24 protein-coding genes and 1 pseudogene are annotated in these 26,754 nt (G+C 72.7%); 9 read left to right on the top strand and 16 right to left on the bottom strand.

Annotation, left to right across the window (positions count from 1 at the left end):
* The first annotated feature begins 349 nt into the window (after positions 1 to 349).
* Entirely contained in the window at positions 350 to 1,417 is a 1,068-nt protein-coding gene (gene sepH / locus ACZ6ZR_RS33220) for a septation protein SepH (protein WP_465648809.1), read from the top strand.
* A gap of 58 nt (positions 1,418 to 1,475) precedes the next feature.
* Here sepH and ACZ6ZR_RS33215 read toward each other — a convergent pair whose 3' ends face one another.
* Entirely contained in the window at positions 1,476 to 2,315 is an 840-nt protein-coding gene (locus tag ACZ6ZR_RS33215) for a sulfurtransferase (protein ID WP_465648807.1), read from the bottom strand.
* A gap of 132 nt (positions 2,316 to 2,447) precedes the next feature.
* Here ACZ6ZR_RS33215 and ACZ6ZR_RS33210 point away from each other — a divergent pair, with 132 nt between their 5' ends.
* Entirely contained in the window at positions 2,448 to 3,155 is a 708-nt protein-coding gene (locus tag ACZ6ZR_RS33210) for a VOC family protein (RefSeq protein WP_465648805.1), read from the top strand.
* A gap of 50 nt (positions 3,156 to 3,205) precedes the next feature.
* On the opposite strand, the gene ACZ6ZR_RS33205 is transcribed toward ACZ6ZR_RS33210, so the two are convergent.
* From ACZ6ZR_RS33205 to ACZ6ZR_RS33190, 4 genes are all read right to left on the bottom strand, one after another.
* Positions 3,206 to 3,871 (bottom strand): thymidine kinase, encoded by a 666-nt coding sequence (locus ACZ6ZR_RS33205; RefSeq protein WP_465648804.1) that lies wholly within the window; start codon positions 3,869 to 3,871, stop codon positions 3,206 to 3,208.
* Between the two features lie 36 nt (positions 3,872 to 3,907).
* On the bottom strand, positions 3,908 to 5,077 hold the full coding sequence (locus tag ACZ6ZR_RS33200; protein ID WP_465648802.1) for an alkaline phosphatase family protein: 1,170 nt from the start codon (positions 5,075 to 5,077) through the stop codon (positions 3,908 to 3,910).
* Between the two features lie 9 nt (positions 5,078 to 5,086).
* Positions 5,087 to 5,677 carry a DUF5998 family protein gene (locus ACZ6ZR_RS33195; RefSeq protein ID WP_396298672.1) on the bottom strand — a complete coding sequence of 197 codons (591 nt, stop codon included), beginning with the start codon at positions 5,675 to 5,677 and terminating at the stop codon, positions 5,087 to 5,089.
* 94 nt (positions 5,678 to 5,771) lie between these two features.
* Entirely contained in the window at positions 5,772 to 8,582 is a 2,811-nt protein-coding gene (locus ACZ6ZR_RS33190) for a bifunctional acetate--CoA ligase family protein/GNAT family N-acetyltransferase (protein ID WP_465648799.1), read from the bottom strand.
* Between the two features lie 204 nt (positions 8,583 to 8,786).
* On the opposite strand from ACZ6ZR_RS33190, the gene ACZ6ZR_RS33185 reads away from it, so the two are divergent.
* The gene (locus ACZ6ZR_RS33185) at positions 8,787 to 9,065 is read left to right on the top strand and encodes an HPr family phosphocarrier protein (protein WP_465648797.1); all 279 of its coding nucleotides are present in this window, start codon (positions 8,787 to 8,789) and stop codon (positions 9,063 to 9,065) included.
* Positions 9,066 to 9,142: 77 nt separating this feature from the next.
* Here the strand turns inward: ACZ6ZR_RS33185 and ACZ6ZR_RS33180 are convergent, their stop codons facing one another.
* A complete protein-coding gene (locus tag ACZ6ZR_RS33180; RefSeq protein WP_465648795.1) occupies positions 9,143 to 10,054 on the bottom strand; it encodes a glutaminase in 912 nt (303 codons plus the stop codon).
* Positions 10,055 to 10,104: 50 nt separating this feature from the next.
* Here ACZ6ZR_RS33180 and ACZ6ZR_RS33175 point away from each other — a divergent pair.
* A pseudogene (locus ACZ6ZR_RS33175) lies at positions 10,105 to 10,287 on the top strand (AzlC family ABC transporter permease); the annotation flags it as partial.
* Between the two features lie 22 nt (positions 10,288 to 10,309).
* Positions 10,310 to 10,447 carry a hypothetical protein gene (locus ACZ6ZR_RS33170; RefSeq protein ID WP_465648831.1) on the top strand — a complete coding sequence of 46 codons (138 nt, stop codon included), beginning with the start codon at positions 10,310 to 10,312 and terminating at the stop codon, positions 10,445 to 10,447.
* 7 nt (positions 10,448 to 10,454) lie between these two features.
* On the opposite strand, the gene ACZ6ZR_RS33165 is transcribed toward ACZ6ZR_RS33170, so the two are convergent.
* The 3 genes from ACZ6ZR_RS33165 to ACZ6ZR_RS33155 form a co-directional block, all read right to left on the bottom strand.
* Positions 10,455 to 11,648, bottom strand: a complete 1,194-nt coding sequence (locus ACZ6ZR_RS33165; RefSeq protein WP_465648793.1) for an RtcB family protein — start codon at positions 11,646 to 11,648, stop codon at positions 10,455 to 10,457.
* Positions 11,649 to 11,954: 306 nt separating this feature from the next.
* The gene (locus ACZ6ZR_RS33160; protein WP_465648791.1) at positions 11,955 to 13,340 is read right to left on the bottom strand and encodes a M16 family metallopeptidase; all 1,386 of its coding nucleotides are present in this window, start codon (positions 13,338 to 13,340) and stop codon (positions 11,955 to 11,957) included.
* Positions 13,337 to 14,671, bottom strand: a complete 1,335-nt coding sequence (locus ACZ6ZR_RS33155; protein ID WP_465648790.1) for a M16 family metallopeptidase — start codon at positions 14,669 to 14,671, stop codon at positions 13,337 to 13,339. The genes ACZ6ZR_RS33160 and ACZ6ZR_RS33155 overlap by 4 nt, the downstream gene beginning before the upstream one ends.
* Positions 14,672 to 14,936: 265 nt before the next feature.
* Between ACZ6ZR_RS33155 and ACZ6ZR_RS33150 the strand changes: the two genes are divergently transcribed.
* Positions 14,937 to 17,390, top strand: a complete 2,454-nt coding sequence (locus ACZ6ZR_RS33150; protein ID WP_465648788.1) for a DNA gyrase/topoisomerase IV subunit A — start codon at positions 14,937 to 14,939, stop codon at positions 17,388 to 17,390.
* 91 nt (positions 17,391 to 17,481) lie between these two features.
* Here the strand turns inward: ACZ6ZR_RS33150 and ACZ6ZR_RS33145 are convergent, their stop codons facing one another.
* The 4 genes from ACZ6ZR_RS33145 to ACZ6ZR_RS33130 are packed head-to-tail and all read right to left on the bottom strand — an operon-like array spanning position 17,482 to position 20,365.
* Positions 17,482 to 18,159: a hypothetical protein gene (locus ACZ6ZR_RS33145; protein ID WP_465648786.1), complete on the bottom strand. Its 678-nt coding sequence runs from the start codon at positions 18,157 to 18,159 to the stop codon at positions 17,482 to 17,484.
* Positions 18,156 to 18,683, bottom strand: coding sequence for a hypothetical protein (locus ACZ6ZR_RS33140; RefSeq protein ID WP_465648784.1), 528 nt, complete (start codon positions 18,681 to 18,683; stop codon positions 18,156 to 18,158). Before ACZ6ZR_RS33140 ends, ACZ6ZR_RS33145 begins: the two co-directional genes overlap by 4 nt.
* The gene (locus ACZ6ZR_RS33135) at positions 18,684 to 20,105 is read right to left on the bottom strand and encodes a putative T7SS-secreted protein (RefSeq protein WP_465648782.1); all 1,422 of its coding nucleotides are present in this window, start codon (positions 20,103 to 20,105) and stop codon (positions 18,684 to 18,686) included.
* Positions 20,105 to 20,365, bottom strand: coding sequence for a hypothetical protein (locus ACZ6ZR_RS33130; protein ID WP_465648780.1), 261 nt, complete (start codon positions 20,363 to 20,365; stop codon positions 20,105 to 20,107). The genes ACZ6ZR_RS33135 and ACZ6ZR_RS33130 overlap by 1 nt, the downstream gene beginning before the upstream one ends.
* Positions 20,366 to 20,557: 192 nt before the next feature.
* On the opposite strand from ACZ6ZR_RS33130, the gene ACZ6ZR_RS33125 reads away from it, so the two are divergent.
* Positions 20,558 to 21,460 carry a sucrase ferredoxin gene (locus tag ACZ6ZR_RS33125; RefSeq protein WP_465648778.1) on the top strand — a complete coding sequence of 301 codons (903 nt, stop codon included), beginning with the start codon at positions 20,558 to 20,560 and terminating at the stop codon, positions 21,458 to 21,460.
* Here ACZ6ZR_RS33125 and ACZ6ZR_RS33120 read toward each other — a convergent pair.
* The 3 genes from ACZ6ZR_RS33120 to ACZ6ZR_RS33110 are packed head-to-tail and all read right to left on the bottom strand — an operon-like array spanning position 21,453 to position 24,200.
* Positions 21,453 to 22,496 carry an ABC transporter substrate-binding protein gene (locus tag ACZ6ZR_RS33120; protein ID WP_465648776.1) on the bottom strand — a complete coding sequence of 348 codons (1,044 nt, stop codon included), beginning with the start codon at positions 22,494 to 22,496 and terminating at the stop codon, positions 21,453 to 21,455. The genes ACZ6ZR_RS33125 and ACZ6ZR_RS33120 overlap by 8 nt on opposite strands.
* A gap of 38 nt (positions 22,497 to 22,534) precedes the next feature.
* Positions 22,535 to 23,398, bottom strand: a complete 864-nt coding sequence (locus ACZ6ZR_RS33115) for an ABC transporter permease (RefSeq protein ID WP_465648774.1) — start codon at positions 23,396 to 23,398, stop codon at positions 22,535 to 22,537.
* Positions 23,388 to 24,200, bottom strand: coding sequence for an ABC transporter ATP-binding protein (locus ACZ6ZR_RS33110; protein WP_465648772.1), 813 nt, complete (start codon positions 24,198 to 24,200; stop codon positions 23,388 to 23,390). The genes ACZ6ZR_RS33115 and ACZ6ZR_RS33110 overlap by 11 nt, the downstream gene beginning before the upstream one ends.
* A gap of 236 nt (positions 24,201 to 24,436) precedes the next feature.
* Here ACZ6ZR_RS33110 and ACZ6ZR_RS33105 point away from each other — a divergent pair, with 236 nt between their 5' ends.
* Together ACZ6ZR_RS33105 and ACZ6ZR_RS33100 are read left to right on the top strand one after the other, a co-directional pair.
* Positions 24,437 to 26,056, top strand: coding sequence for a sensor histidine kinase (locus ACZ6ZR_RS33105; protein WP_465648770.1), 1,620 nt, complete (start codon positions 24,437 to 24,439; stop codon positions 26,054 to 26,056).
* Positions 26,053 to 26,748 carry a response regulator gene (locus tag ACZ6ZR_RS33100; protein WP_465648768.1) on the top strand — a complete coding sequence of 232 codons (696 nt, stop codon included), beginning with the start codon at positions 26,053 to 26,055 and terminating at the stop codon, positions 26,746 to 26,748. Before ACZ6ZR_RS33105 ends, ACZ6ZR_RS33100 begins: the two co-directional genes overlap by 4 nt.
* Positions 26,749 to 26,754 lie beyond the last annotated feature (6 nt).

Below are 26,754 nucleotides of genomic sequence, written 5' to 3'. Positions count from 1 at the left end.
GGCCGCCGATATATGTGAAGATGATCACCGCGCACTGACCGACCGTCGGCTGTTGGAGCGCTCACCCTTGAGAATCCCCTGAATCGGGGGAGACTTGAGCGGCGAGCCGCCCCTCCGGATGCCACGAATGGAGTACTGTTCGTGGAGCCTGAGCCTCGGTCATCAGTGTCGGCTGTCCAGCGGACGGCGGCCGGGGACCCCGGGCGCGACGTCGACCGGCGACGTGGCAAACAGGCAACCGTGCCACAACGGTGCGTCAGGGCCAAAGCCCGACACGCCGAGTAACTCTGCAAGGTTGTGGCCAGTCGTGAGTGGGCAGGCCACACTCAGTACGGGAGCAGCGACGCAGGTGACGTCGGCAGGCACCACCCGGGAGGTAACCGTGCCCGAACTGCGCGTCGTGGCCGTCAGCAACGACGGCACACGGCTGGTGCTCAAGGCTGCCGACAGCACGGAGTACACCCTCCCCATCGACGAGCGGCTGCGCGCCGCCATCCGCGGTGACCGCCCGCGTCTCGGCCAGATCGAGATCGAGGTCGAGAGCCACCTGCGCCCGCGTGACATCCAGGCGCGGATACGAGCCGGTGCCTCCGCTGAGGAGGTCGCGCAGGCGGCCGGCATCTCGGTGGACCGGGTGCGCCGCTTCGAGGGCCCGGTGCTGGCCGAGCGCGCGTTCATGGCCGAGCGCGCCCGCAAGACCGCGATCCGCCGGCACGGCGAGACCACCGGCCCGCAGCTCGGCGAGGCCGTCGCCGAGCGCCTCGCGCTGCGCGGGGCGGAGAAGGACACCGAGCGCTGGGACTCCTGGCGGCGCGACGACGGCACCTGGGAGGTCATCCTCGCCTACCGGGCCGACGGCGAGGGCCGCAGCGCCAGTTGGACCTACGACCCGCCGCGTCGGCTGGTGCAGCCGAACGACGACGAGGCTCGGGCGCTGATCGGCGAGAGCGTCGAGCGGGAAGAGGACTCCGTCTTCCCGTTCATCCCGAGGATCGCCCGGCTGCCCCAGGACCGTCCGTCCCGCCCGATGATCGAGCGGCCCTCGGCCGACCGGATCATGGCCCGGGAGGTGCGCGAGGTCCGGGAGGTCACCGCCGCGGCGGCCACCGCCGAAGTCCGGGACCCGCTGACCAGCCTGCTGGACGTGGTGCCCTCGTTCGTTCCGGCCATCGAGCCGGTGGTGGCGGCCGAGAGCGAGCCGGACGAGGTGGAGGAGGCCGCTCCGGCGGCCAGCGTCGGCGCCGGTTCGGCGTACGCGGACATCCTGATGCCGCGGGCGGTCTCACCGCACCGCGAGCGGCTGGTCGGCACCACCGACCGGCAGGCCGAGGCGGACGGGGTCCGGCCCGGGCGCCGGGCCACGGTGCCGAGCTGGGACGAGATCGTCTTCGGTTCGCGCCGCAAGAAGCAGGACTGACCGGCCGTCAGGCCGGTGGAGGGGTGGGGCCCGTGACGGGCTCCACCCCTCCGGCGTCTCAGGCGCCGGTCGCGGCCGGGTTGGCCGGGTCGGCGGACCACTCGCTCCAGGAGCCCGGGTAGAGCGCGGCCCCGGGGTGGCCGGCCACCGTGAGGGCCAGCAGCTCGTGCGCGGCGGTGACGCCGGAGCCGCAGTAGACCGCCACCCCGGCGGCCTCGCCGACGCCGAGCGCGCGGAACCGCGCGGCCAGCTCGGCGGCCGGCCGGAAGCGCCCGTCGGCGGCCAGGTTCTCGGTGGTCGGGGCGGAGACCGCGCCGGGGACGTGCCCGGCCCTCGGGTCCACCGGCTCTACCTCGCCCCGGTAGCGCTCCCCCGCCCGGGCGTCCAACAGCAGCCCGGTGCGGGCGAGTTCGGCCGCACCGGCGGCGTCCACGGTGGGCAGCGCGCCCGGCTCGGGCTTGAAGTCGCCGCCGCCGTCGGCCGGCGCCTCGGTGGTCAGCGGGCGGCCCGCCGCCGCCCAGGCGGCCAGGCCGCCGTCGAGCACCCGGACGTCCTGGTGGCCGGCCCAGCGCAGCAGCCACCAGGCCCGGGCGGCCGAGGTGGCCGGCCCGGCGTCGTAGACCACCACGGGGCGGTCGGCGCGCACCCCGGCGCGGCGCAGCGCGGCGGCGAACACCTCCGGGTCGGGCAGCGGGTGCCGCCCGGCCGGGCCGGGCGGGGCGGCCAACTCCCGGTCCAGGTCCACGTAGTGGGCGCCGGGCAGGTGGCCGGCCGCGTACTCCTCGGCGCCGGGCGGGCCGCCGAGGGCCCAGCGGACGTCCAGCAGGGCGGGCGCGGTCCCGGAGCCGAGGGCCGCGGCCAGCTCCTCGACGTCGATCAGGGGGGAAGGGGTGCTCATGCGCGCCATTCTTCCTCCGAAACTCCCTCCTTTGTACGGTCTTTGCGCGGCTCGCCGGGGCATGTACACCACGACTCCGCCCTCGCGGTGGAACCATTCCCCTGCGACCGGAGCACTCCGAGGAGGACCGCCATGACCGCGGTGAAGGCACGGCTTGCCCAGGGCACGCCCTGCTGGGTGAGCCTGATGACGGGCGATCCGGAGGGCGCGCAGGAGTTCTACCGCGCCCTGCTGGGTTGGGAGTTCGAGCCGGGGCCGGCTCCGTTCGGCGGCTATGTGCGGGCCACCCTGGGCGGGGCCCGGGTAGCCGGGCTGGGCGTCACCCCGCCCGGCTCGGGGCACGGGGTGGAGTGGACCACGTACTTCGCGGTCGACCACGCGGACGACGTGGCGCAGCGGATCCGGGAGTGCGGCGGCACCGTGGCGGTCGGCCCGGTGCAGGCCGAGCGGGCCGGGCGGGTGGCGATCGCGGCGGACGTGACGGGTGCGGTGTTCGGCCTCTGGCAGGGCGAGGAGCACACCGGGTGGGAGCTGGTCGGCGTGCCGGGCGCCCCGGCCCGGGTGGAGCTGCTGACGCCGGACCGGGAGGGCGCCGGGTACTTCTACGACGCGGTCTTCGGGACCGGGCCGGAGCGGACCTACCGGGGCGGCGAGGAGCTGCGGGACGGGCCGCCGCGTTGGCGGGTCCACTTCGGCGTCACCGACCCGGACCTGACGGCCCTTCGGGCCGAGCGGCTGGGCGGCCGGGTGCTGGTCTCCCCGCACGACACCGAGCACGGGCGGGTGGCCCGGCTGGCCGATCCGCAGGGCGCGCGCTTCTCGGTGATCGCGGTCTCCTGAGCCCGGCCTCCTGGAACAGGTCTCTGACGGAGCCTCAGCGGCCGGGCGGCTCAGCCCTGTTGGGCGCCGGCCTCGCCGAAGGGCAGCACGTCGGGCGAGAGCACCGAGACACGGGCGGTGGCGGCGGTCAGCCGGCGCCGGTGGTGGCGGCGGCAGAGCACCTCGTAGCCGACCTCGGCCTCGCTCTTGGCGATGTCGCCGACCACCACTTGGGCGCCCTCGACCACCATCACGCCGCCGACCGTGCGGGCGTTGTGGGTGGCCCGGGCGCCGCACCAGCAGAGCGCCTCGACCTGGAGCACCTCGACCCGGTCGGCCAGCTCGATCAGGCGCTGCGAACCGGGGAACAGCCGGGTGCGGAAGTCGGTGGTGATCCCGAAGGTGAAGACGTCGATGGAGAGCTCGTCCACCACCCGGGCCAGCTGGTCGACCTGCTCGGCGGTGTAGAAGTTGGCCTCGTCGCAGATCAGGTAGTCGACCTTGCCGCCGGCCGACAGCAGGTGCACCACGTGGGCGTGGAAGTCGAAGCCGTCGGCCACCTCCTGGGCCTCGGCGCGCAGGCCGAGCCGGCTGGAGATGGTGGAGGCGCCGGCCCGGTCGTGCCGGGAGAAGATGATGCCCCGTCGGCCCCGGGCGGCGTGGTTGTGGTCGAGTTGGAGCGCGAGCGTCGACTTGCCGCAGTCCATCGTGCCCGAGAAGAACACCAGGTCAGCCATGGGTGGAACGGGGGCCTTTCGGTCGGAAGGGGTCGGTCAGCTGCGGACTTCGAGCAGCGGCACGATCTGCTCGACCGAGGTCATCGAACCGTGCAGGCCGATCATCGAGGACTCGCCGGGCTCGCTGCGCGAGGCGGTCACCGCGACGTCGTCCCGGGCGGCCGCCACCACGTCGCCGATCCGGTGGTACACCCGGTCCTCGACCACGGGGCCGAACCAGCCCGCCGCGATGGCCTGGTCCCGGGTGGCCACCCAGAACCTGTCCCCCAGCACCTCGCTCCAGACCGTGAAGACGTCGCCGGCCGCGCCGGGCACCGCGTACACGTGCCGGGCCCGGCCCTCGCCGCCGAGCAGGGCGACGCCCGCGCTCAGCTCCCAGTCCTCGTCGTAGTCGATCCGGTTCTCCGGGGTGACGTCGATCATGCCGTGGTCGGCGGTGACGTACATCGCCGAGCGCGGCGGCAGCTGCTCGGCGAGGCGCTTGGCCAGCCGGTCCACCGCGAACAGCGTCATCCGCCAGTCGTCCGAGTCCACCCCGAAGCGGTGCCCGGCGCCGTCCAGCTCGCTGACGTACGTGTAGACCAGCGCCCGGTCGTGCTCGGCCAGCCACTGGGCGGCCAGGTCCATCCGCTCCTCGCCGGTGGTGCGGCCGAGGAAGGTGCCGCCGGAGAGCGCCACCTGGGTGAGCGGCGTCTGGGCGAACAGCGGGGAGGAGACCTGCGCGGTCGCCACGCCCGCCTGGTGCACCCGCTCGAAGACGGTGGGGTGCGGCTGCCACTCGCGCGGCGGCACCGGGGGCTGCCAACGCAGCTGGTTCATCAGCTGGTTGCGCCCCGGCACCGCCACCGTGTACCCGGCGAGGCCGTGCGCGCCGGGCGGCAGGCCGGTGCCGACCGAGGCCAGCGAGGTGGCGGTGGTGGACGGGAAGCCGCAGGTGACCGAACGCCCGCCGGCCGCGATCAGCCCGTTCAGGAAGGGCGCGTAGTCCGGGTGACGCTTGATCAGCTCGAACCCCATGCCGTCGACCAGGAAGACGCAGACCCGGTCGGCCGGCTCCAGGGCCAGGCCGTTCCCGAAGCCGGCCAGGCCGAAGCCGGCCGCCACGGAGGGCAACAGGTCGGCCAGCGATCCCGTCCCGTAGTGCGGCACGGGGGCGTCGGAGGGGTCGAGGATCTCGAAGTCGTCGTACCCGAGGTGCGTGGTCATGAAGGTGCGTCAGCCCCGGTTGGCGATGGTGGCCTCGGACAGCGCCCGGGCGAAGACCAGCGACTGCGCCACCGTCTCCGGGCCGTCGCCGGCCTCGCTGACCCGCAGCGAGAGGTCGTCGGCGGTGGCCGAGCCGGTGTAGCCGTGGTCGGCCTCGCAGTTCGGGTCCGAGCAGCCGGCCGGCTCCAGGTCGATCCGCTGGACGGCGCCCCAGCCGATGGTGAGCACCACCTCGCGCGGCAGGGTGCCGGGGGTGTACGTCTCCGGGTTGGCGACCATCCGGGAGAGCACCACGGAGTTGATCCGGTCGATCCGGACGCACTCGGTGGAGGTGGTGGCGTACGGCACCGGGTTGGTCCCGTCGGCGTTCTGCTCGTCGGTGTGGCTGACCACGAACCGGCTGGGCGTCAGCACCAGGACGGTCACGTGACGGCGCACCTCGTTGGAGTCGAAGGTGGTCTCCTGGTGGACCAGGTAGGAGACGATCGGCTCGGGGCCCACCGCGGACTCCACGGCCTCCGACACCAGCGCCGGGTAGTACCCGCTGCGCTCGATCGCCGACCGCAGGTCCTGAGTGGTGGTGGTACCGGTCTTCGCCATAGCTCCATCCTGGCATGTCCCGCCGACGAAGCGGGCGGCACTGCGCCGAGCTTCTGGCCTTCTCGCGTCCGGAGTCGGACACAACCAAGGAAGGTTACAGGGTGCTCATGGCGCGCGGCCCCAGATCGCTGCGGACCGGCAGCGGCGCGATCCGCACCCGGGCCGCCAGCACGGCCAGTCCGTGCGGGGCCACCACCACCGGGTCGAGGTCCACCGAGGCCACCTCCGGCAGGTCGTCCACCAGCCGGGACACCCGCAGCAGCAGCTCCTCCAGCGCCCCGGTGTCCACCGGCTCGGCACCCCGCCAGCCGAACAGCAGAGGGGCCGCCCGGACCTCCCGGACCAGCGCCGAAACGTCCTGGTCGGTGGCCGGAACCAGCCGGTGCGCGACGTCCCCGAGCAGCTGGGACGGGGCGCCGGCCAGGCCGAAGGAGAGGATCGCGCCGACCGCCGGGTCGACCGTGGCGCCGATCACGGTGTCCACCCCGCGCGGTGCGAGGCGCTGCACCACCAGCTGGGCCGTGGCCGCACCGCCCAGCAGCGCGTCCAACTCCCGGAAGGCGCGCCGCAGTCCGGGCTCCCCGGTGAGGTCCAGGCGGACGCTGCCGAGGTCGGCGCGGTGGCGCAGGTGCTCGGCGGTGGCCTTGAGCGCGACGGGGTAGCCGAGCGCGGCGGCGGCCCGCAGCGCGCTCTCCTCGTCGAACGCGGGCAGCGCCGGGTGCACGTCGATGCCGTAGTGGCCGAGCAGCTCGGCGGTCTGCCGGTCGGAGAGCGGGATCCGCGCGCCGCCGGGCTGGGTCCGGGCCGCCACCGCCACCCTGGTCCGCAGCGCGGACTCCACCAGCGCGCGGGCCTCGCGCTCGGCGATCCGGTCCAGCTCGGGCACCCGGGCGGTCTGCTCGGCCTCGGTGGTGCGGCGGCGCCAGTCGGCGTAGCCGACCGCCCGGGCCAGCGCGTGGACGGCCCGCTCGGGGGCCGGGTAGGCCGGGATCCGGGCGGCCTTGAGCCGCTCGGGCAGGTCGGTCAGCGCCAAGTGCGCGAGCAGCAGCGGCTTGCCCAACTCCCTTGCCCTTCCCGCCACTTCGATCAGGGCGTCGGCGAACTCCGGCTCCTGGGCGCCCCGTTCGGTCGGCGGCCGGTGGGTGGCGATCGGCGGGATGGTCACCGCGATCACCGAGTCCACCGCCGGGTCGGCCAGCGCGGTGTCCAGGGCGATCCGGAAGTTCTCGCCGGTGGCGGCGGTGGTCAGGTCCACCGGGGTGCCGGGGCGCAGGCCCGCGCTCAGACAGGCGTCGTGGGTGAGCAGCCCGAGCGAGTCCGAGTTGCCCACCACCGCGACCCGGTCGCCGGCCGGGAGCGGCTGGAAGGCCAGCAGCTCCCCGGTGTCGAACAGCTCGGTGATGGTCTCCACCCGGACCACCCCGGCCTGCTGGAACAGCGCGTCCACGGTCTCGTCCCGCAGCCCGGTGGAGGCCGGCTGGACGGCGTGGCCGGGAGGCAGGCTGCCGGTGTGCCGGGCCCCCTTGACCACCACCACCGGCTTGCTGCCGGCCAGCCGCCGGGCGATCCGGGTGAACTTCCGCGGGTTGCCGAAGGACTCCAGGTAGAGCAGCACCACCTCGGTGGCCGGATCGTCCTCCCAGTACTGCAGCCAGTCGTTGCCGGAGACGTCGGCGCGGTTGCCGACCGAGGCGAAGGAGGAGACGCCGAGGCCGCGGCGGTGCGCGGTCTCCAGCAGCGCCACCCCGATCGCGCCGGACTGGCAGAACAGGCCGAACGGGCCCCGGCCGGGCAGCGCCGGCGAGAGCGAGGCGTTCAGCGGCCGCTCCGGGTCGGTGTTCACCAGCCCGAAGGCGTTCGGCCCGATCACCCGCATCCCCGCCGCCCGGGCCTGCCGCACCAGCGCCCGCTGGCGGTCCCGCCCCTCCGGGCCGGTCTCCGCGTACCCGGCGGTGACCACCACCAGGCCCTGCACGCCGTGCGCCCCGCACTCCGCGACGGCCTGCGGCACGGCGGGCGCCGGGACGGCGATCACCGCCAGGTCGACCGGGCCGGGGATCTCCAGCACCGAACGGTGACTGGGCACGCCGTCGATCACCGTGCCCGGCTCCGCGTTCCGGTTCACCGCGTACAGCTCGCCGCGGTCACCGTCGGCCTCGTCCGGCCCGCCCGCGCTGCCGAAGCCGCCCGCGCGCAGGTTGCGCAGCAGGGAGCGGCCGACCGACTGCGGGTTGCGGGAGACCCCGATCACCGCGACCGAACGGGGCGTCAGCAGCCGCTGCACCGAACGGGCCTCGGCCCGGTGCTCCCGGGCCCGCATCACCGCGAGCGCGGAGTCGGTGGGACCCAGGTCGAACTCCAGGTGCACCACGCCGTCGGCGAAGGACCGCCGCTGGACGTAGCCCGCGTCGGTGAAGACCTTCACCATCTTCCGGTTCTCCGGCAGCACCTCGGCCTGGAAGCGGCGGATGCCGCGCTCCTGGGCGACGGCCGCGATGTGCTCCAGCAGGGCGGACGCCACGCCGCGGCCCTGGTGCGCGTCCTGCACCAGGAAGGCCACCTCGGCGTCGGTCCCGGTGGTGGAGGGGCGGCCGTCGGGGTCGATCCGGTCGTAGCGGACGGTGGCGATGAAACGGTCCCGCACGACGACGGCCAGGCCGACCCGGTTCACGTAGTCGTGGTGGGTGAAGCGGCGGACGTCCTTGGCGGAGAGCCGGGGGTACGGCGCGAAGAACCGGAAGTACTTCGACTGGTCCGAGACCTGTTCGTAGAACTCCACCAGCCGGTCGGCGTCGGCCTCGGTGATCGGGCGGATCCGGGCCGTGCCGCCGTCGCGCAGCAGGACGTCGGCCTCCCAGTGCTGGGGGTAGCTGTGCTCGTCGCCGTGCGGCGCACCGTCTTCCACAGCGTCAGGTTAGACGCTCCCGCCCCACACCGAGCGGGCCACTCACCCCTCCGCACCGGCGAGCCTCACCACCCCCGCCGTCGGTCCCGGGCAGGGTGGGACTTTGGCCACCAAAGAGTCCCGCAGCGGCGCGACCTCGCTGTTCGCATGCGACACTGGTCTAGACAACCCAGCTCCACCAGCACCACCTGAAAGGCACGTCACATGGCTGAGCGCCGCGTCACCATCGGTTGGGCCGAGGGCCTGCACGCCCGTCCCGCCTCCGTCTTCGTCCGGGCGGCGACCGCCGTGGGCGTGCCCGTCACCATCGCCAAGGAGGGCGGCAACCCGGTCAACGCCGCCTCCATGCTGGCCCTGCTGGGCCTCGGCGCCCAGGGCGGCGACCCGGTCGTCCTGGCCTCCGACGCCGACGGCTCGGACGAGGCGCTGGACCGCCTGGCGAAGCTGGTCCAGGAGGGCCTGGACGAGCTCCCCGCCGCCTGACGGATCCTCATGCGGAAGGGGCGCGCCACCGGTCTCACCGGCGGCGCGCCCCTTCCGCGTTCCCGCGTCCATCAGGCCTAGAAGACCGACCATCCGGTCGCCGTGGTCAGCGCGTCCAGCGCCGCCACGCCCAGCACCGAGTTCCCCGCCCGGTCCAGCCCCGGGCTCCACACGCAGACCGCGCCGCGCCCCGGCAGCACCGCCAGGATCCCGCCGCCGACCCCGCTCTTGCCCGGCAGCCCGACCCGGAACGCGAACTCCCCCGCCGCGTCGTACGTCCCGCAGGTGAGCAGCACCGCGTTCACCCGCTTCGCCTCGCTCCGGGTCAGCAGCCGCGACCCGTCCGCCCGCACCCCGTGCCGGGCCAGGAACCGCCCGACCAGCGCCAGGTCCCGGCAGCTCGCGGTCATCGCGCAGTGCGCGTAGTAGTGCGCCAGCACGCTCTCCACCGGGTTGCGCAGGTTCCCGTAACTGGCGATGAAGTGCGCCAGCGCCGCGTTCCGGTGCCCGTGCCGGGCCTCCGAGGCGGCCACCGAGTCGTCCACCTCGATCGCGTCGTTGCCCGACTCGGCGCGCAGGAAGTCCCGGACGGCACCCACCGCGTCCCCGGTCAGCTCCAGCAGACGGTCCGTCACCACCAGGGCCCCGGCGTTGATGAACGGGTTGCGCGGGATGCCCTGCTCCGTCTCCAGCTGCACCAGCGAGTTGAACGGGTTGCCCGAGGGCTCGCGCCCCACCCGCCGCCACAGCGCGTCCCCGCCTTCGGCGAGGGCCAGCGCCAGGGTGAACAGCTTCGAGACGCTCTGCACCGAGAACGGCGTCTCCCAGTCCCCCGCCCCGAACACCTCACCGTCCACCGTCGCGATGGCCATCCCGAACCGCGTCGGGTCGACCGCCGCGAGGGCCGGGATGTAGTCGGCCGGCCGGCCGCGCTCGGGCGCGCTCAGCGCCGTCCCCATCGCCTGGTGCAAGAGCTGCTGGTAGTCCACTCGGCCATTGTGCCGACCTGTCCCACCAGGCGAAACACCGGTTCGCCTTCTTGTGGACCACCACCTACCGTGCCTGGTGGTGGGCCCCGGTGTTCTCGGTGCTGATCTACACCGGCTCGCTGGAGTTCCTGGCGATCGGCCTGCTGCCGGCCGTCACCCCGCTGGCCTCGCTCGCCCTGACCACCTTCCTGGTCAACTTCCGGCACGTCTTCTACGGGCCCTCCTTCCCGTCGAACCTGGACCGCGGAGGAGACCGTGCTCCTGCTCGCCACGCCCGACCCCGAGGTGGCAGCCGCGCTCCTCAACCGCTCGGTGCAGAGCTGCAAGATGCGGCGCTGGCGGATCGTCGGACCGCAGAAGGCCAGGGTGCGCTTCCCGCGCACCCTGGCCTGAGAGACCGTCAGCCCTTGACGGAGATGACCTGCTTGATCTGGGCGACGACCTCGACCAGGTCCCGCTGCTGCTCCATGACCTTCTCGATCGACTTGTAGGCGCCGGGAATCTCGTCCAGGACACCGCTGTCCTTCCGGCACTCGACGCCCCGGGTCTGCTCCTCCAGGTCCCGCACCGTGAACCGCTTCTTCGCCGCCGTCCGGCTCATCTTCCGACCGGCGCCGTGCGAGGCCGAGTTGAAGGCCGCCTCGTTGCCGAGGCCACGGACGATGAACGAGCTGGTGCCCATCGAACCGGGGATGATTCCGTACTCCCCGGAGCCGGCCCGGATCGCGCCCTTGCGGGTGACCAGCAGGTCGACGCCGTCGTACCGCTCCTCGGCCACGTAGTTGTGGTGGCAGCTGATCTCGTTCTCAAAGGTCATCTTCGCCTTCGGGAACTCACGGCGCATGACGTCCTTGAAGAGCGCCATCATGACCGCGCGGTTGTTCTGCGCGTACTCCTGCGCCCAGTAGAGGTCCTGACGGTAGGCCGCCATCTGCGGGGTGTCCGAGATGAACACCGCCAGATCACGGTCGATCAGACCCTGGTTGTGCGAAAGCGAACGGGCAACACCCATGTGATGCTCCGCCAGCTCCTTGCCGACGTTCCGCGATCCGGAGTGCAGCATCAACCAAACAGAACCGGTCAGATCAAGGCACACCTCAATCATATGATTTCCGCCGCCGAGCGTCCCCATCTGCTGCATGGCCCGCTCCCGCCGCCACTTCACCTCGGAAGCGACCCCGTCGAAGCGCCCCCAGAAGTCGTCCCACCCCGCCGTCGCGAAGCCGTGCAGCTTGCCCGGGTCGACCGGGTCCGAGTGCAGCCCCCGCCCCACCGGGATCGCCTGCTCGATCTTCGAGCGCAGCCGCGAGAGGTCATCCGGCAGGTCCTTCGCCGTCAGCGAGGTCTTCACCGCGCTCATCCCGCAGCCGATGTCCACCCCGACCGCCGCCGGGCAGACCGCGCCCTTCATGGCGATGACCGACCCGACCGTCGCGCCCTTGCCCAGGTGGACGTCGGGCATCACGGCGAGGCCGTGCAGCCACGGGAGGGAGCTGATGTTGCGCAGCTGCTGCATCGCGGCGCCCTCGACCGTCGAGGGATTGGTCCACATCCGGATCGGGACGCGGATGCCGGGTACTTCGGTGTACGACATGGTGAACGACCTCCACGGGTCGGTGAGTTCAAGCGTAGGCACGCTGGAAGGGAGAACGAACTGCCACGCGAAGCTTCCGGCGTGGCTCGGGGAAGACCGAGGGGCTCAGAGAGCCGCACAGGGGAAGTACGGCCTCGGGGAGCCAGTTCGTCGCTCGACCCGCATGGTGACCGCCTCCTCTCCCGTGCTGAATGGCCGCCCGTGTGGCGACGTGAGCAATCTAGCCACAGCCCCCGACGACGCGGCAACGCAATAAAGAAGGCCCGGCGGAGCCGAAGCTCCACCGGGCCGCGAACCGACGGGGCGTCAGCTCACCACGGTGACCTCGCCGATCCCCAACTCCCGCACCGCATCCGCGAATTCGGAAGCGTCGCCGACCAGCACGGTGACCAGCCGGTCCGGCGGGAAGGCGGCCACGACGGCTGCGGTGGCGGCGTCCGTGCCGAGGGCGGCGAGCTGCCGGTAGACCTCGGCCTGGTAGTCGTCGGGGAGGTACTGCTCGACCTGGTCGGCCAGGGTGGCGGCGACCGAGCCGGCCGTCTCGTACTTGAGCGGGGCGACCCCGACCAGGAACTGCACGGCCTCCTCGCGCTCGGCGTCGGTGAGGCCCTCGGCGGCGAGGGTGCGCAGGATGGTCCAGGTGTCGGCCAGGGCGGGGGCGGTGGAGGCGGTGTCCACCGAGCCGCTGATGGCGAGCAGGGCCCGGCCGGTGCCGGCCGCGTTGGAGCGCAGCGGCTGGGCGAAGGCCCGGACGCCGTAGGTGTAGCCCTTCTCCTCGCGCAGGACGCGGTCCAGGCGGGAGGTGAGGGTGCCGCCGAGGCAGTAGGTGCCGAGGATCTGGGCGGCCCAGTCGGCGTCGTGGCGGTCGGGGCCGATCCGGCCGATGAGCAGCTGGGTCTGGACGGAGCCGGGGCGGTCGACGATGACGACCCGTCCGGTGTCGTCGGCGGTGACGGGGGCGTGCTCGGTGGCCTCGGCGGGGGTGCCGGTCCACTGGCCGAGGGTGGCCTCCAGCAGGGCGGGGAGGTCGACGCCGGTGAGGTCGCCGACCACGACCGCGGTGGCGGTACCGGGGCGGACGTGCTCGGTGTAGAAGGCGTGGACGGCGGCCCGGGTGATGTTCTTGACCGTCTCGGCGGTGCCGCTGCGCGGGCGGGAGAGGCGGTCGGCCTCCTCGAAGAGGTCGGCGTAGAGGGCCTTGGCGGCGCGGCGGGCCGGGTTGGCCTGCTCGTGCTGGATCTCGTCGAGGCGGTTGGCGACCAGGCGCTCGATCTCGTCCTCGGGGAGGGCGGGGGTGCGCAGGGCGTCGGCGACCAGACTGAGGCCGCGCTCCAGGCGGGAGGCGGGGACTTCGAGGGAGACCCGGATGCCGGGGTGGTCGGCGTGGGCGTCGAGGGTGGCGCCGGCCCGCTCCAGCTCACCGGCGAACTGCTCGGCGGTGAGGGTGTCGGTGCCCTCGCTGAGGGCGCGGGCGAGGATGTTGGCGATGCCGTCGAGCCCGTCGGGCTCGGCGGCCAGCGGGGCGTCCAACTGGATCTCCACGGCGACCAGTTGCTGGCCGGGGCGGTGGCAGTCCAGCACGGTGAGGCCGTTGCCCAGGACGGACCGCTCGGGGGCCGGGAAGGCCCACGGGGTCGGGTCCCCGGCGGTCGGCTTGGGGTGGAAGGTCATGGTGGGGGTGGGGTCGGTCATGCCGCCGCCTCCTCGTCCTGGGTGTCGTCGGCGGCTTCGGGAGCGGTGGGCTCGTAGACCAGTACGGCGCGGTTGTCCGGCCGCAGGCGGGCGGCGGCCACGGCCTTGACCTCCTCGGCGGTGACGTCGAGGACCTTGCCGAGCGCCTCGTTGAGCAGCTTGGGGTCGCCGAACAGGACGGCGTAGCGGCAGAGTTCGTCGGCGCGGCCGGCCACGGTGGTGAGGCGGTCGAGCCATTCGCGCTCGATCTGGGCCTGGGCGCGCTCGAGCTCCTCGGTGGTGGGGCCCTCGGCGGCGAAGCGGGCGAGCTCCTCGTCGACGGCGGTCTCGATCTGCGCCAGGGTGGCGTCGCCGGAGGTCTTGACGTCGAGCCAGCCGAGCGAGGGGGCGCCGGCCAGGCGGAGCAGGCCGAAGCCGGCCGAGACGGCGGTGCGGTCGCGGCGGACCAGCCGGTTGTAGAGGCGGCTGGACTCGCCGGAGCCGAGGATGGTGAGCGCCAGGTCGGCGGCGTCGGCCTCGCGGGTGCCGTCGTGCGGCAGGCGGTAGGCGGCCATCAGGGCGCGGGACGGGACGTCCTCGCGGACCAGCTCGCGGACCTCGGTGCCGATCACCTCGGGCAGGGTGCCGTCGCGCGGGGGCTGCTTGCCGTCGTGGGCGGGGATGGTGCCGAAGTACTTCTCCACCCAGGCGATGGTCTGCTCGGGGTCGAGGTCGCCGACGACGGAGAGCACCGCGTTGTTGGGCGCGTAGTAGGTGCGGAAGAACGCGCGGGCGTCCTCCAGGGTGGCCGCGTCCAGGTCGGCCATCGAGCCGATCGGGGTGTGGTGGTACGGGTGGCCGTCCGGGAAGGAGAGCGCGGTGAGCTTCTCGAAGGCGGTGCCGTAGGGCACGTTGTCGTAGCGCTGGCGGCGCTCGTTCTTGACGACGTCGCGCTGGTTCTCCATCGAGGTGTCGTCGAGGGCGGCCAGCAGGGAGCCCATCCGGTCGGCCTCCAGCCAGAGCGCGAGCTCCAGTTGGTGGGCCGGCATGGTCTCGAAGTAGTTGGTGCGCTCGAAGCTGGTGGTGCCGTTGAGCGAGCCGCCGGCGCCCTGGACCAGTTCGAAGTGGCCGTTGTTGGAGACGTTGGCGGAGCCCTGGAACATCAGGTGCTCGAAGAGGTGGGCCAGGCCGGTGCGCCCCTTCACCTCGTGGCGGGAGCCGACGTCGTACCAGAGGCAGACGGCGGTCACCGGGGTGAGGTGGTCCTCGGAGAGCACGACGCGCAGGCCGTTGGCCAGTCGGTGCTCGGTGATGGCGAGTCCTCGGGTGGAGGCGGGGGCCGGGTTGGCCATGCTGGGTCCTTCCCGTCTTCGATCGGTCGCGGCCGGGTGGCTGGTCCGGGTGGCAGGGATGCCGTTCCTCATTCTGGTGCAACGCACGGCGCGTCCGGTTGTGCCCGCGCCAACGATGCGTTCGCCACGGGCGGAAGAGGCGTCGGGGGGAGGGGGTTGACGAAGGCTGTCAGCCTTAGGGTTCACAATGGGGGGCGCCGTACCCCGGCGCCGAGCCCGGACGTTTACCGAAGTACCGTCAGAGACGCAAGGGAGCCAAGCCGCGATGGCCCGCCGCAGTTCGCCCACCCCGCCGCCCGGAGACTACGAGGAGCGCATCCTCGACGTGGACGTGGTGGACGAGATGCAGGGCTCCTTCCTGGAGTACGCCTACTCGGTCATCTACTCCCGTGCCCTGCCCGACGCCCGCGACGGCCTCAAGCCGGTGCACCGCCGGATCCTGTACCAGGCCAACGAGATGGGCCTGCGCCCGGACCGCGCGCACGTCAAGTGCGCCCGTGTGGTGGGCGAGGTGATGGGCCGTCTGCACCCGCACGGCGACGCCTCGATCTACGACTCCGTGGTCCGGATGGCGCAGCCGTTCTCGATGCGGCTGCCGCTGATCGACGGTCACGGGAACTTCGGTTCGCTGGGGAACGACGACCCGCCGGCCGCGATGCGGTACACCGAGTCGCGGCTGACGGCCGCCTCGATGGCGATGGTGGAGTCGATCCACGAGGACACCGTCGAGTTCGGGCCGAACTACGACGGCAGCGAGCAGGAGCCGACGGTCCTGCCGGCCGCGTTCCCGAACCTGCTGGTGAACGGTGCCACCGGCATCGCGGTCGGCATGGCGACCAACATGCCGCCGCACAACCTGGCCGAGGTGGTGGCCGCCGCCCGGCACCTGATCAAGCACCCGCAGGCGGACCTCGAGACGCTGATGCGTTTCGTGCCCGGTCCGGACCTGCCGACCGGGGGCCGGATCGTCGGCCTGTCGGGCATCCGGGACGCGTACGAGTCGGGCCGCGGCACCTTCAAGATCCGGGCGACGGTCTCGATCGAGGCGGTGTCGGCCCGGCGCAAGGGCATCGTCGTCACCGAGCTGCCGTTCAGCGTCGGCCCGGAGAAGGTGATCGGCAAGATCAAGGACCTGGTCGGCGCGAAGAAGCTCCAGGGCATCGCCGACGTCAAGGACCTGACGGACCGTGAGCACGGTCTGCGCCTGGTCATCGAGGTGAAGAACGGTTTCGTTCCCGAGGCGCTGCTGGAGCAGCTCTACAAGCTGACGCCGATGGAGGAGACCTTCGGCATCAACAACGTGGCGCTGGTGGACGGCCAGCCGCTGACGCTGGGTCTGAAGGAGCTGCTGGAGGTCTACGTCGACCACCGGTTCACCGTGGTCCGGCGGCGCAGCGACTTCCGCCGTCGCAAGCGGCAGGAGCGGCTGCACCTGGTCGAGGGCCTGCTGGTCGCCCTGGTGGACATCGACGAGGTCATCGCGCTCATCCGCTCCAGCGACAACGCGACCCAGGCCAAGGAACGGCTGATCGAGCGCTTCTCGCTGTCGGAGACGCAGACCGCGTACATCCTGGACACCCCGCTGCGCCGCCTGACCCGCTTCGACCGGGTGGAGCTGGAGGACGAGAAGGCCAAGCTGCTGACCGAGATCGCCGAGCTGACCGAGATCCTGGACTCGGACACCAAGCTGCGCTCCGTGGTCTCGAACGAACTCGCGGCGGTGTCCAAGCAGTTCGGCACCGAGCGGCGCACCGTGCTGCTGGAGGCCGGGGCCGCCCCGGCGGCGTCGCTCACGGTGCCGCTGGAGGTCGCGGACGACCCGTGCCGGGTGCTGCTGTCGGCGACCGGCCTGCTGGCCCGCACGGCGGACGGCGAGCCGGTGGAGTTCTCCGAGTCGCGCTCCAAGCAGGACGTGGTGGTCTCGGCGGTGCCGGCCACCGCGCGGGCCGACGTCGGGGCGGTCACCACGGCCGGGCGGGTGCTGCGGCTGCCGGTGATCGACCTGCCGGCGCTGCCGCCCTCGCCGTCGTTCTCGCTGGCCGGGGGTGCGGCGGTGGGCGAGTTCCTCCGGCTGGACGACGGCGAGCGGGTGATCGCGCTGACCACCCTGGACGAGTCCTCGCCGGGGTTGGCGCTGGGCACCGCGCAGGGCGTGGTGAAGCGGGTGGTGCCCGAATGGCCCGCCAACAAGGACGAGTTCGAGGTGATCGCGCTCAAGGACGGCGACGAGGTGGTCGGGGCGGTGGAGCTGCGCACCGGCGAGGAGGACCTGGTCTTCATGACCTCCGACGCCCAGCTGCTGCGCTACCCGGCCGGCCAGGTCCGCCCGCAGGGCCGCCCGGCGGGCGGCATGGCCGGCGTCAAGCTCGCCGACGGCGCCCGGGTGCTCTCCTTCACCGCGGTGGACCCGGCGGCGGACGCGGTGGTGGTCTCGGTGGCCGCCACCTCGGGCACCCTCTCCGGCTCCGAGCACAGCAGCTGGAAGGTCACCCCCTTCGAGCTCTACCCGCGCAAGGGCCGCGCGACCGGCGGTGTCCGGGTCCAGCGCTTCCTGCGCGGCGAGGACCGCCTGGCCTTCGCCTGGGCCGGCCCCGCCCCGGCCCGCGCCTGCACCACCAACGGCATCCCGGTCACCCTCCCCGAGCGGGACCCGCGCCGCGACGGCTCCGGCACCCCGGTCACCGGCACCATCGCCGCGGTCAGCGGGCCGACGGCGTAGCCGCTCGATCGTCTGACGGTCCGACAGGAACGGGAGGGGCACCGGCAGTCCGGTGTCCCTCCCGTCGTCGGCGGGTCTGCCAGCCGGATCCTCAGCCGAAGGCCTCCGCGACCCGAGCGGCCGACTCCACCTGCTGGGCCGGGATGACCGGCTCGCTGCCGTCGGCGAGCCGCACCGACTCCGCCATGCTGGACAACATCTGCACGTAGTCCGGGAGTTCGGGGAGGGACGAGGTGGTGAGCGAGAGGACGAGCAGCGCCGACGCCTCGGGCAACGGAAGATAGACCTCCGCCTTGGCCAGTTCCAACGGCGGCGGCTTCGGCTGGTCCGGTGCCAGGGCGTTGAACTGCACGACGGAGCCGGTGAACACGACCACCGCGGGGCCGCACTCGACCTCGGTGCGGTGCACCGAGTTGTCCGGATCCAGGGAGAGCGTGTCCTGAAGCGTCGAGGCGATCAGCTCGGCTTCGCCCGGCCCGATCGGATCGGCCCGCGCGATCAGTGACGCCGTACTGATCCGGTCGTCCTCGGTGGCGAAGACGCAGATCCCGGCGTACAGCGCGCCGTCGGCCGCCGCCGCGTCGGCCACGTCAGCGTAGAGCTGCTGGACGCCCTGGCGCTGGTAGCCGGTTCCGCCGTTCCAGATCTCGCAGGAGATCTCCTCCAGGTGAGCCCGACGCTCCTCGTCGGTCAGCTGCATCCCGAGGTCGTGGAAGAGGACCGGGGCGTCGAAGGTGAAGTACGTCTCGTCGGTGTGGGGCGTGCTCACGCTGCCAGCCTTCCCATCGGTACCAGGCTCACTCCGAACGGGTGAGCTCCCGCCGTCAGACCACGGGAACGGGCGATGCCGTCGACCCGCTCGGTCGACAGTCCCCGGTAGTACTTGCGGGGAAGGATGAAGGTGTCGGCGCTGCTCTCGTATCCGATCAACGTCCAACCCGAGAAGCCCCGTCCGCCGCGGTCCTGGCGCTGGTAGGCACGGAGCGCGACCTCGCAGACCCTGTGCATGTAGGCGTCCCACCGGTCCTGGTCGCTGCCCCATTCCCGGACGAACCGGGCCGGACCGACCCAACGGGTCAGCGGACGGAACAGTCCTCGCAGGTCTTCGCCGTCGGGCCACTGGAAGTTGCTGAACAGCTCCGTCAGCAGCAGGAGCGGCAGGAGGAGCAACCAGCGCCACAGCAGGTCGAGCGGCACCAGCACCCACTGGAGGACGGCCCACAGGACCAGGCCGACTCTGGAGCGCCGACCGGGCGACGGGGTGAGCGAGGTGTCCGGGGTCCCGGCACGCATCTAGTTGCCTCCCTTGAGCTGATCCGCGATGTCGAAGGGGATGCCGATGGCACTCGGTGCGCCCATGATCCCCCGGCTCCACCACGACATCGGGTCGAGCGTGCCGTCGGCGAGGATCGCGCTCTTGAAGGAGTTGAGGTTGCGCAGCCCCGGAAGCTTGGCCAGATGAGTGCCCGCGATGGAGTCCACCAAGGTGCCGTGCAGGGTCTCCCCCACGTGGGCCTGGAAGGCGACGTTCAGACGGTTCCCAAGCCCACCGGTCGCCTTGAAAGTGGTCACGGTCTTCTCGCCCACCTGACGGACCGTCTTGTTCGCGGCCGCGCCGAGAGCGTCGTCCATGTGCTGGACGATGCGCGTCTTGCCGACCTCCATGACCTTGTCGGCCGTCTTGACCCCGTTGACGACCTTGGGGACGGCCTTGGCCGTGATCTTGGCACCTCGGAACACGCCGACCCCGACCTTGCCGAACGGAAGCGCACCCAGCCCGTCACCGACCAGGTCCATCGCGCTGACCTTGGCACCGCCGAGCTTGGCCATGCCGTGGGCTCCGAGAGCGCCCAGCGACAGCCCGGCGCTGGCCAGGGCCAACCCGCCGGAGAGCGGAGGGAACCAGACGGTGCACAGCGCCAGCACGCCCAGCACGGTAGAGGCGATCCCCATCCAGTCGCCGATCTTCTTGAGCAGGTCGGCGTGCTTGGTGGCCCACTCCTTGATGGCGTGGCCGGCCCGCTTGAGGGAGTCCTTGAACTTGTCCCACATGCTGGTCTCGGGGGCGTTCTGGTTGGCCTTGCGGAGGGCCTTGGCGATCTTCTCGGCGGAGTCCTGGTGGTCCTCCTTGAGTTCCTTGGCCTGCTTGACGATCGCTTCGAAGGCGTCCTTCGCGTCGTCCAACGCCCGCTTGGCGTCGTCCAGTTCGTCACCGGCCCGGACCAGCTCGCGCTGGGCGGAGTCGATCCGGGTCTGGGCGTCCTGGAGGGCCGCGTCGTCGGTGAAGAGCTGGCCGGCCAGCCGGAAGGCGGGGGCGTCGGCGGCCGAGTTGTAGTGGTTCTTGGCCTGGTCCTTGGCCGTCTCGCACTGCTCGCAGCGCTGCTTGGCGGCCTGCGCCTCGGCCTCGTACTTGCGGGCGGTGGCCTGGTAGGAGAGCAGTTGGCCGTGCCAGGCGTTGAGCTGCTGGGCGGCGGTGCGGACGGCGTCGTCGCTGTCGCGGAGCATCGCGGGCAGTTCGCCGACCTTGCCGGCGAAGGCGGTGGCGGCGTCGCCCTGCCAGGCGCTGCCGCCGCGGGTGAGCGAGGAGAGGCTCTCGGAGGCGCTGGAGAGTGCGCCGGCGGCGGTGTTGAGACGGCCGACCAGGGCGTCGACGTTGCCGGGGTTGCCGGGGGCGGGGTCGAAGCCGAGGGCGGGGAAGTCGGCGGCGTCGCTCATCACTTGCCTCCGGTGAAGGCGTCGCGGATGGCCTGCTCGGTCTCCTCGTAGGCCTGCTTGGTGATCTTCAAGCCCTCCTCGATCTGCTGGGTGCCGTCGGCGATCTTCTTGATCGCGTCGTCCCAGCTGTCGTGGAACTCGTCGCAGGCGTGGTCCAGCGCCTTGCTCCCGGTGGTCTTCGGTCCGGTGTCACGCATCGCGTTGAGCGCGGTCCGCATCTCGTCCTGACTGCGGTGCAGATCGGCGATCAACTTGTCCAAGCGGCCGGTCTCGACCCTGAACTGACTCCCCACAACTCCCCCATGGATCCGCTCACACAGTCGTGCGAATGCGAATCAGCATAACCAGCCCCCCCGGTCCCGTCCGTCACTCACTCACCCAGCTACCAGGACCCGACGGACCCGGGGCGTGGCCGGTGCGGCCGCGAGGACGGGAAGCGTAGCCTTACCAACGTGAGCACCTGTGCGACGCTGTCCCGCGAACTGACCGAGCCGCTGTCGGCGACGGCGGCCACCGCCGCCACCTGGCTGCTGGTCGAGCAGGTCGGCCCCTGGGGCGCCAAGGCCCTGACGGAGAGCCACCTGGATCCGGCGGTCGGCCGGGCGCTGGACGCGGCGGCCGCGGGCACCGGGGTACGGGTGGCGCTGATCCGGCGGCCGGGGCGGCACGCGGACTGCCTGCCGACCGCCCGGCACGAGGTGGTCGTCGCGCACACCGGCCCCGGCCGTTCCTGGGTGCGCCGCACCAGCGTGGCCGACCCGGCGGAGCTGCTCGCCCTGGACTTCGCCGCCCTCGGGGCGGGCGAGCACGGCGGCTTCGGCGACGACCACCGCGGCGACCCGCTGGCCCTGGTGTGCACCAACGGCCGCCGGGACCGGTGCTGCGCGATGCTCGGCCGCCCGCTGGCGGCCGAGCTGGCCGCGGCCGGCCACGCGGAGGTCTGGGAGGTGACCCACCTGGGCGGGCACCGCTTCTCCCCCACCATGCTGGTGCTGCCGTTCGGCTACGCGTACGGGCGGCTGAGCGCGACCGCCGCCAAGGAGGTGCTGGCGGCGACCGCCGTCGGCCACGTGGTGCCGGAGTTCTCGCGCGGCCGCTCGTACTGGGACCGGCCGGGCCAGGCCGCCGAGCAGGCGGTGCGGCTGCTGACCGGCGAGACCGCCGCGGACGCCCTGACGGTCGGTCAGGAGCCGCACGGCGAGGGCTGGCGGGTGACGGTCCGTCACCAGGACGGCCGGGCCTGGCTGGCCGAGGTGGCGGCGGGCGTGAGCGAGCCGCCCCGGGCGGAGAGCTGCGGCAAGGCCGCGGCCACTCCGTCCCGGATGGACGTCACCTCGGTGACGGCGCTCAGCTGACCTTGGAGACGAACTCCGTGGTGTAGGTGCGGGAGAGGTCGATCGAGCCCTCCTTGCCCTGGACGTCCGGGTGGAAGGCGCCGAGGACCGCGAGCACGGTCTTCGGCCCCTCGGCCGGCATCACCCCGTCGGTGGTGAACATCGGCAGGGTGGCCTTGATCGCCGCGGCGTACTGCTCTGCACCGCCCTGGGCGTAGTCGGCGGGCATCTTGGCGGCGATCTCCTCCGGGGTGTGGGTGTCCATCCACTTGAGGGTCTTCACGAAGGCGTTCGCCAGCTTCTGCACGGTCTCCTTGTTCTGTCCCACCCACGCGGTGTTCATGTAGAGCGAGGAGGAGGGGTAGAGGCCGCCGAGGGCGGCGCGCGAGCCCTCGGGGGTGCGCATGTCGTAGAGCACGGTGCCGATCTGCTTGGCCAGGATGTTCGCCACCGTCGGGTCGGTGGTCATCCCGGCGTCGATCGAGCCCTGCTGCATGGCGGCGATGAAGGTCTGCCCGGCGCCGACCGCGATCGGGCTGAACTCGCTGACCGCGACGCCGTTCTTGACGGCCAGGTACTTGGTAAGGAAGTCGGTGGAGGAGCCGAGGCTGGTGACGCCGAGCTTCTTGCCCTTGAAGTCGGCGCCGCCGCGGATCGCCCCGGCCTGCTTGGCGGAGACCACCTCCACCTCGCCGGGCGCCTGGGAGAACTGGACCACCGACTGCACCTCCTTGCCCTTGGCCTGGAGGTCGATGGTGTGGTCGTAGAAGCCGACGGCGCCCTGCACGTCCCCGGCGAGCAGGGCGGTGGTGGCGTTCACGCCGGCGGGCTCGGTGAGGAGTTCGACGTTGACCCCGGCCTCGGCGAAGTGGCCGAGCCGCTGGGTGAGCATGGCGGGCAGGTAGATCACCTTGTCCAGCCCGCCGACCATGATCTTGACCTTGGGGCCCTCGACCACCTGGCCGGAGCCGGCGCTGTGCGAGGAGGAGGCGTCGTTGGCACAGGCGGTGAGGGGGAGCAGCAGGGCGACGGCGGTGAGGAGAGCGGTTCTGCGCACGGGTGGGTGCCTCTCTGACTGAGGGAGTTGACGGAGGGTCAGCGGCCGTCGCCGGAGTCGGCCGGCTTCCAGCGGAAGAGCCGCTTCTCGGCGAAGGTGAGCAGCCCCTCGGTGAGCAGCGCGACCACCGCGAGGATGGTCATCGCCGCGTACACCCCGGCCGCGTTGAAGGTGCCCTGGGCGGCGGCGACCAGCAGGCCGAGGCCCTTGGTGGCGCCGATGTACTCGCCGACGATGGCGCCGATCAGGGCGAAGCCGAAGGAGACGTGCAGGCTGGTGAAGATCCAGCTGGTGGCGGCCGGGATGACCACCCGGACGGTGACCTGGCGGTGGGAGGCGCCCAGGATGCGGGCGTTGGCGATCAGGTTGCGGTCCACCTCGCGGGCGCCCTGGAAGGCGTTGAAGAAGACCGGGAAGAAGACCAGCACCACGGCGGAGGCCACCTTGGAGGCAGGGCCGAGGCCGAACCAGATCAGGAAGATCGGGGCCAGCACGATCCTGGGGATCGCGTTGAGCACCTTGATGTAGGGCCCGAACACGTCCGCCAGGAAGCGGACCCGGCCGAGCGCGATGCCCAGCAGCACGCCGCCGATCACGCCGATCACCCAGCCGGTGAGGGCCTCGTAGAGGGTGTAGCCGATCTGCTCCCCGAGCGAGCCCTGCGCGGTGCCGTGGGTGGTCCACTGCCAGATCTGGGCCCAGATCCTGGACGGCTGGGAGAAGTTGAACGGGTCGACGACCCCGGTGCGGGCGGCCAGTTCCCAGAGGCCGAGGAAGCCGGCCAGTACGGCGGCGCGGGCTCCGGCGACGGCCGAGCGGCGCTGCCGGGCGGCCCGTTCGCGGGCCTCGGTGCGGGACCCGGCCACCGGAGGGGCGGCGGGGGCGAGGGTCTCAGGCGGCACGGTCGGCTCCTCGTTCGCGGGTGATCCGGACCTCTTCGCCGAGGGAGGACCAGATCTCCCGGTAGAGCTCGACGAAGCGGGGCTGCAGACGGACGGCCTCGACGGTGCGCGGCCGGGGCAGGTCCACGGTGAAGACCTGCTTGACGGTGGCGGGGCCGGCCGTCATGACCACCACCCGGTCGGCGAGCGCGATCGCCTCGTCCAGGTCGTGGGTGACGAAGACCACCGAGCAGCCGGTGCCGGCCCACAGCTCCAGCAGCTGATCGGACATCAGCGCCCTGGTCTGCACGTCCAGCGCCGAGAACGGCTCGTCCATCAGCAGGATCCGGGGGTCGTTGACCAGGGTCTGGGCGAGCGCGACGCGCTTGCGCATGCCGCCGGAGAGCTGGTGCGGGTAGCGGTCCTCGAAGGCCGCCAGGCCGACCCGGGCCAGCCAGTCCCGGGCCCGCTCCTTCGCCTCGGCGGCGGGCACGCCCCGGAACCGGGGGCCGGCCGTGACGTTGGAGAGCACCGTCCGCCAGGGGAAGACGGCGTCCTGCTGGAAGACGAACCCGACCTCGGGGTCGATCCCGGTGACCGGGCGCCCGTGCACCAGCACCTCGCCCTCGGTGGGCTCCTCCAGCCCGCTGACCAGGGTCAGCGTGGTGGACTTGCCGCAGCCGGTCGGGCCGACCACGGCGACGAACTCGCCGGGGGCGACGGTCAGGTCGAGGCTCTGGACGGCGGTGTGCAGGGTGCCGGACGGGGTCCGGAAGCGTTTGGTGGCGCCGATCAGCTCGATCGCCGGTGGGGTGCTGCTCATGGGCCTTCGGCCTCCACGGGTGGGTGGTGGTGCGGTGCTCCGCTGTGGTGCTCCGGGAGGCTAGGAGCGGGCGGGCCGCGGCCGGGAGGCTTGCGGGCGTTGCGCGGGTTCTGCGCGCAGGGGGCTGTTCTGCTCGTTCTGCTTCCGGATACTCGGCGGACGGGGGCTGACAGGACACACGGGCGAAACGTAGGGTGCCCGTCACCGTGCCGACCGCCGCAGGAGAGGAGCCCCGGATGAGACGTCCGCACTGGCCACGCCGGGTCTTCGCCCAGCTGCTGCTCGGCCAGACCGTGGTCACGCTCGGCGTGACGACGCTGACCGCCGGGCTGCTGCTCGCCCCGGTCAGCCACGAGCTGGACCGGGACGCGATGGCCCGGGCCCTGTCCATCGCCCAGGCCACCGCCGCCGACGAGACCGTCGCCCGGGCCGCCGCCGAACGGGACTCGGTCACCGCCCAGCGCAACGCCGAACAGATCCGGCTGGCCACCGACGCCTACTTCGTGGTGGTCACCGACGTGGACGGGCTGCGGCTCTCGCACCGCGACCCGGCCCGGATCGGCCAGCGGGTCTCCACCGACCCGGGGCCCGCGCTGAGCGGACGCAGCGTCACCGCGATCGAGCACGGCACACTGGGCCGCACCGCCCGGGGCAAGGTGCCGCTGAAGCTGGCCGACGGCCGGATCGTCGGCGAGGTCTCGGTCGGCATCAGCGACAAGTCGATACGTCGTCAACTGCTCGGCATGACCGACGGGATCGCCCTCTGCGCGGGCACCGGCCTGGTGGCCGGGACGGCCGCCACCCTGCTGCTGGCCCGGCGGCTCAAGCGGCGCACCCACAACATCGCGGTGGCCGACATCTCCGCCCTGCTGATCGAGCGGGAGGCGATGCTGCACGGCATCCGCGAGGGCGTGGTGGCGCTGGACGCCCGGGGCCGGATCCGGCTGGCCAACGACGAGGCCCGCCGCCTGCTGGCCCTCCCGGCGGACTGCACCGGGCGCCCGGTGGACGAGGTGCTGCCGCCGGGCCGCACCGCCGACGTGCTGGCCGGACGGGTCACCGGGGCCGACCTGCCGGCCGTCCGGGGCGAGCAGGTGCTGCTGATGAACCGGATGGCCACCGCCGACGGCGGGGCCGTCACCACCCTCCGGGACCGCACCGAACTCGAATCCCTGGTCCGCGAGTTGGACCACACCCGGAGCCTGACCGAGGCCCTCAGGGCGCAGGACCACGAGCACGCCAACCGGCTGCACACCCTGCTCGGCCTGCTGGAGCTCGGCCTGCACGACCAGGCCGCCCAGTACCTCTGCGAGGAGTCCGGCAGCCAGGCGGCGGTGGCCGCCCGGATCGCCGAACAGGTCCAGGACCCGCACGTGGCGGCGCTGCTCGCGGGCAAGACCGCGGTCGCCGCGGAGCGGGGCGCCCGGCTGACGGTCACTCAGGACAGCCACCTGCCGGACGCGGCGGCCGACGCCCGGATGCTGGCCGCCGTGCTCGGCAACCTGCTGGACAACGCCCTGGAGTCCACCGCCCGCTCGGTCGAGGTCTCGCTGCTGGCCGACGGGCCCCGGCTCCGGCTCACCGTCTCCGACGACGGCCCGGGCGTACCGCCCGAGCTGCACGAGCGGGTCTTCGAGGAGGGCTGGAGCAGCAAACGGGCCCCCGCCCACCGCCCGCGCGGCCTCGGCCTCCCCCTGGTGCGCCGTCAGGTGGAGCGCGCCGGCGGCCGGGTGACGGTCGGCGGGTCCGCCTCCGGCGGGGCGACGTTCACCGTCGACCTCCCCGAAGCCCTGCTGACCGCCACCCCACCGGGCCCCTCCCCCTCCCCCACCCACCTCGCAGGAGCCCCCCGTTGATCGACGTGCTCGTGGTGGACGACGACTTCCGGGTGGCCCAGGTGCACGCCGCGTACGTCGCCAAGGTCCCCGGCTTCCGGGTCTCCGGGCAGGCGCACAGCGCCGCCGAGGCCGCGGCCGCGCTCCGCCGCACCCCGGCCGACCTGCTCCTGCTGGACCATCACCTCCCGGACCGCACCGGCCTGGAGCTGATCCGCGACCTCCAGTCCGCCGGGATCGGCTGCGACGTGATGATGGTGACCGCCGCCCGGGACGTCTCCACCGTGCAGGCCGCGATGCGGCACGGCGCGCTCCAGTACCTGGTCAAGCCGTTCACCTTCGCCGGCCTGCGGGAGAAGCTCACCGCCTACGCCGAGCTGCGCCAGGCGCTGACCGGCCCGGCCGCCCGGGAGACCTGCCAGGCCGAGGTGGACCGGCTGTTCGCCACCCTCCGCACCGCGGCCCCCACCGCCATCACCCTCCCCAAGGGCCACTCCGCCCCCACCAACGACCTGGTCCTGGCCGCCCTGCGCCGCACCCCGGGCCCGCTCTCCGCCCAGGAGGTCGCCGACCGCACCGGCCTCAGCCGCTCCACCGCCCAGCGCTACCTCAAGCAGCTCGAACGCGACGGCCGCCTGCGCCTCTCCCTCCGCTACGGCGACACCGGCCGCCCCGAACACCGCTACCTGCTGGCCGGCCCGCCCGCCCGCTGAACGGTC

The sequence above is a fragment of the Kitasatospora sp. NPDC088742 genome (assembly GCF_055584905.1).
This window is presented reverse-complemented; position numbering and strand designations above follow the sequence as displayed.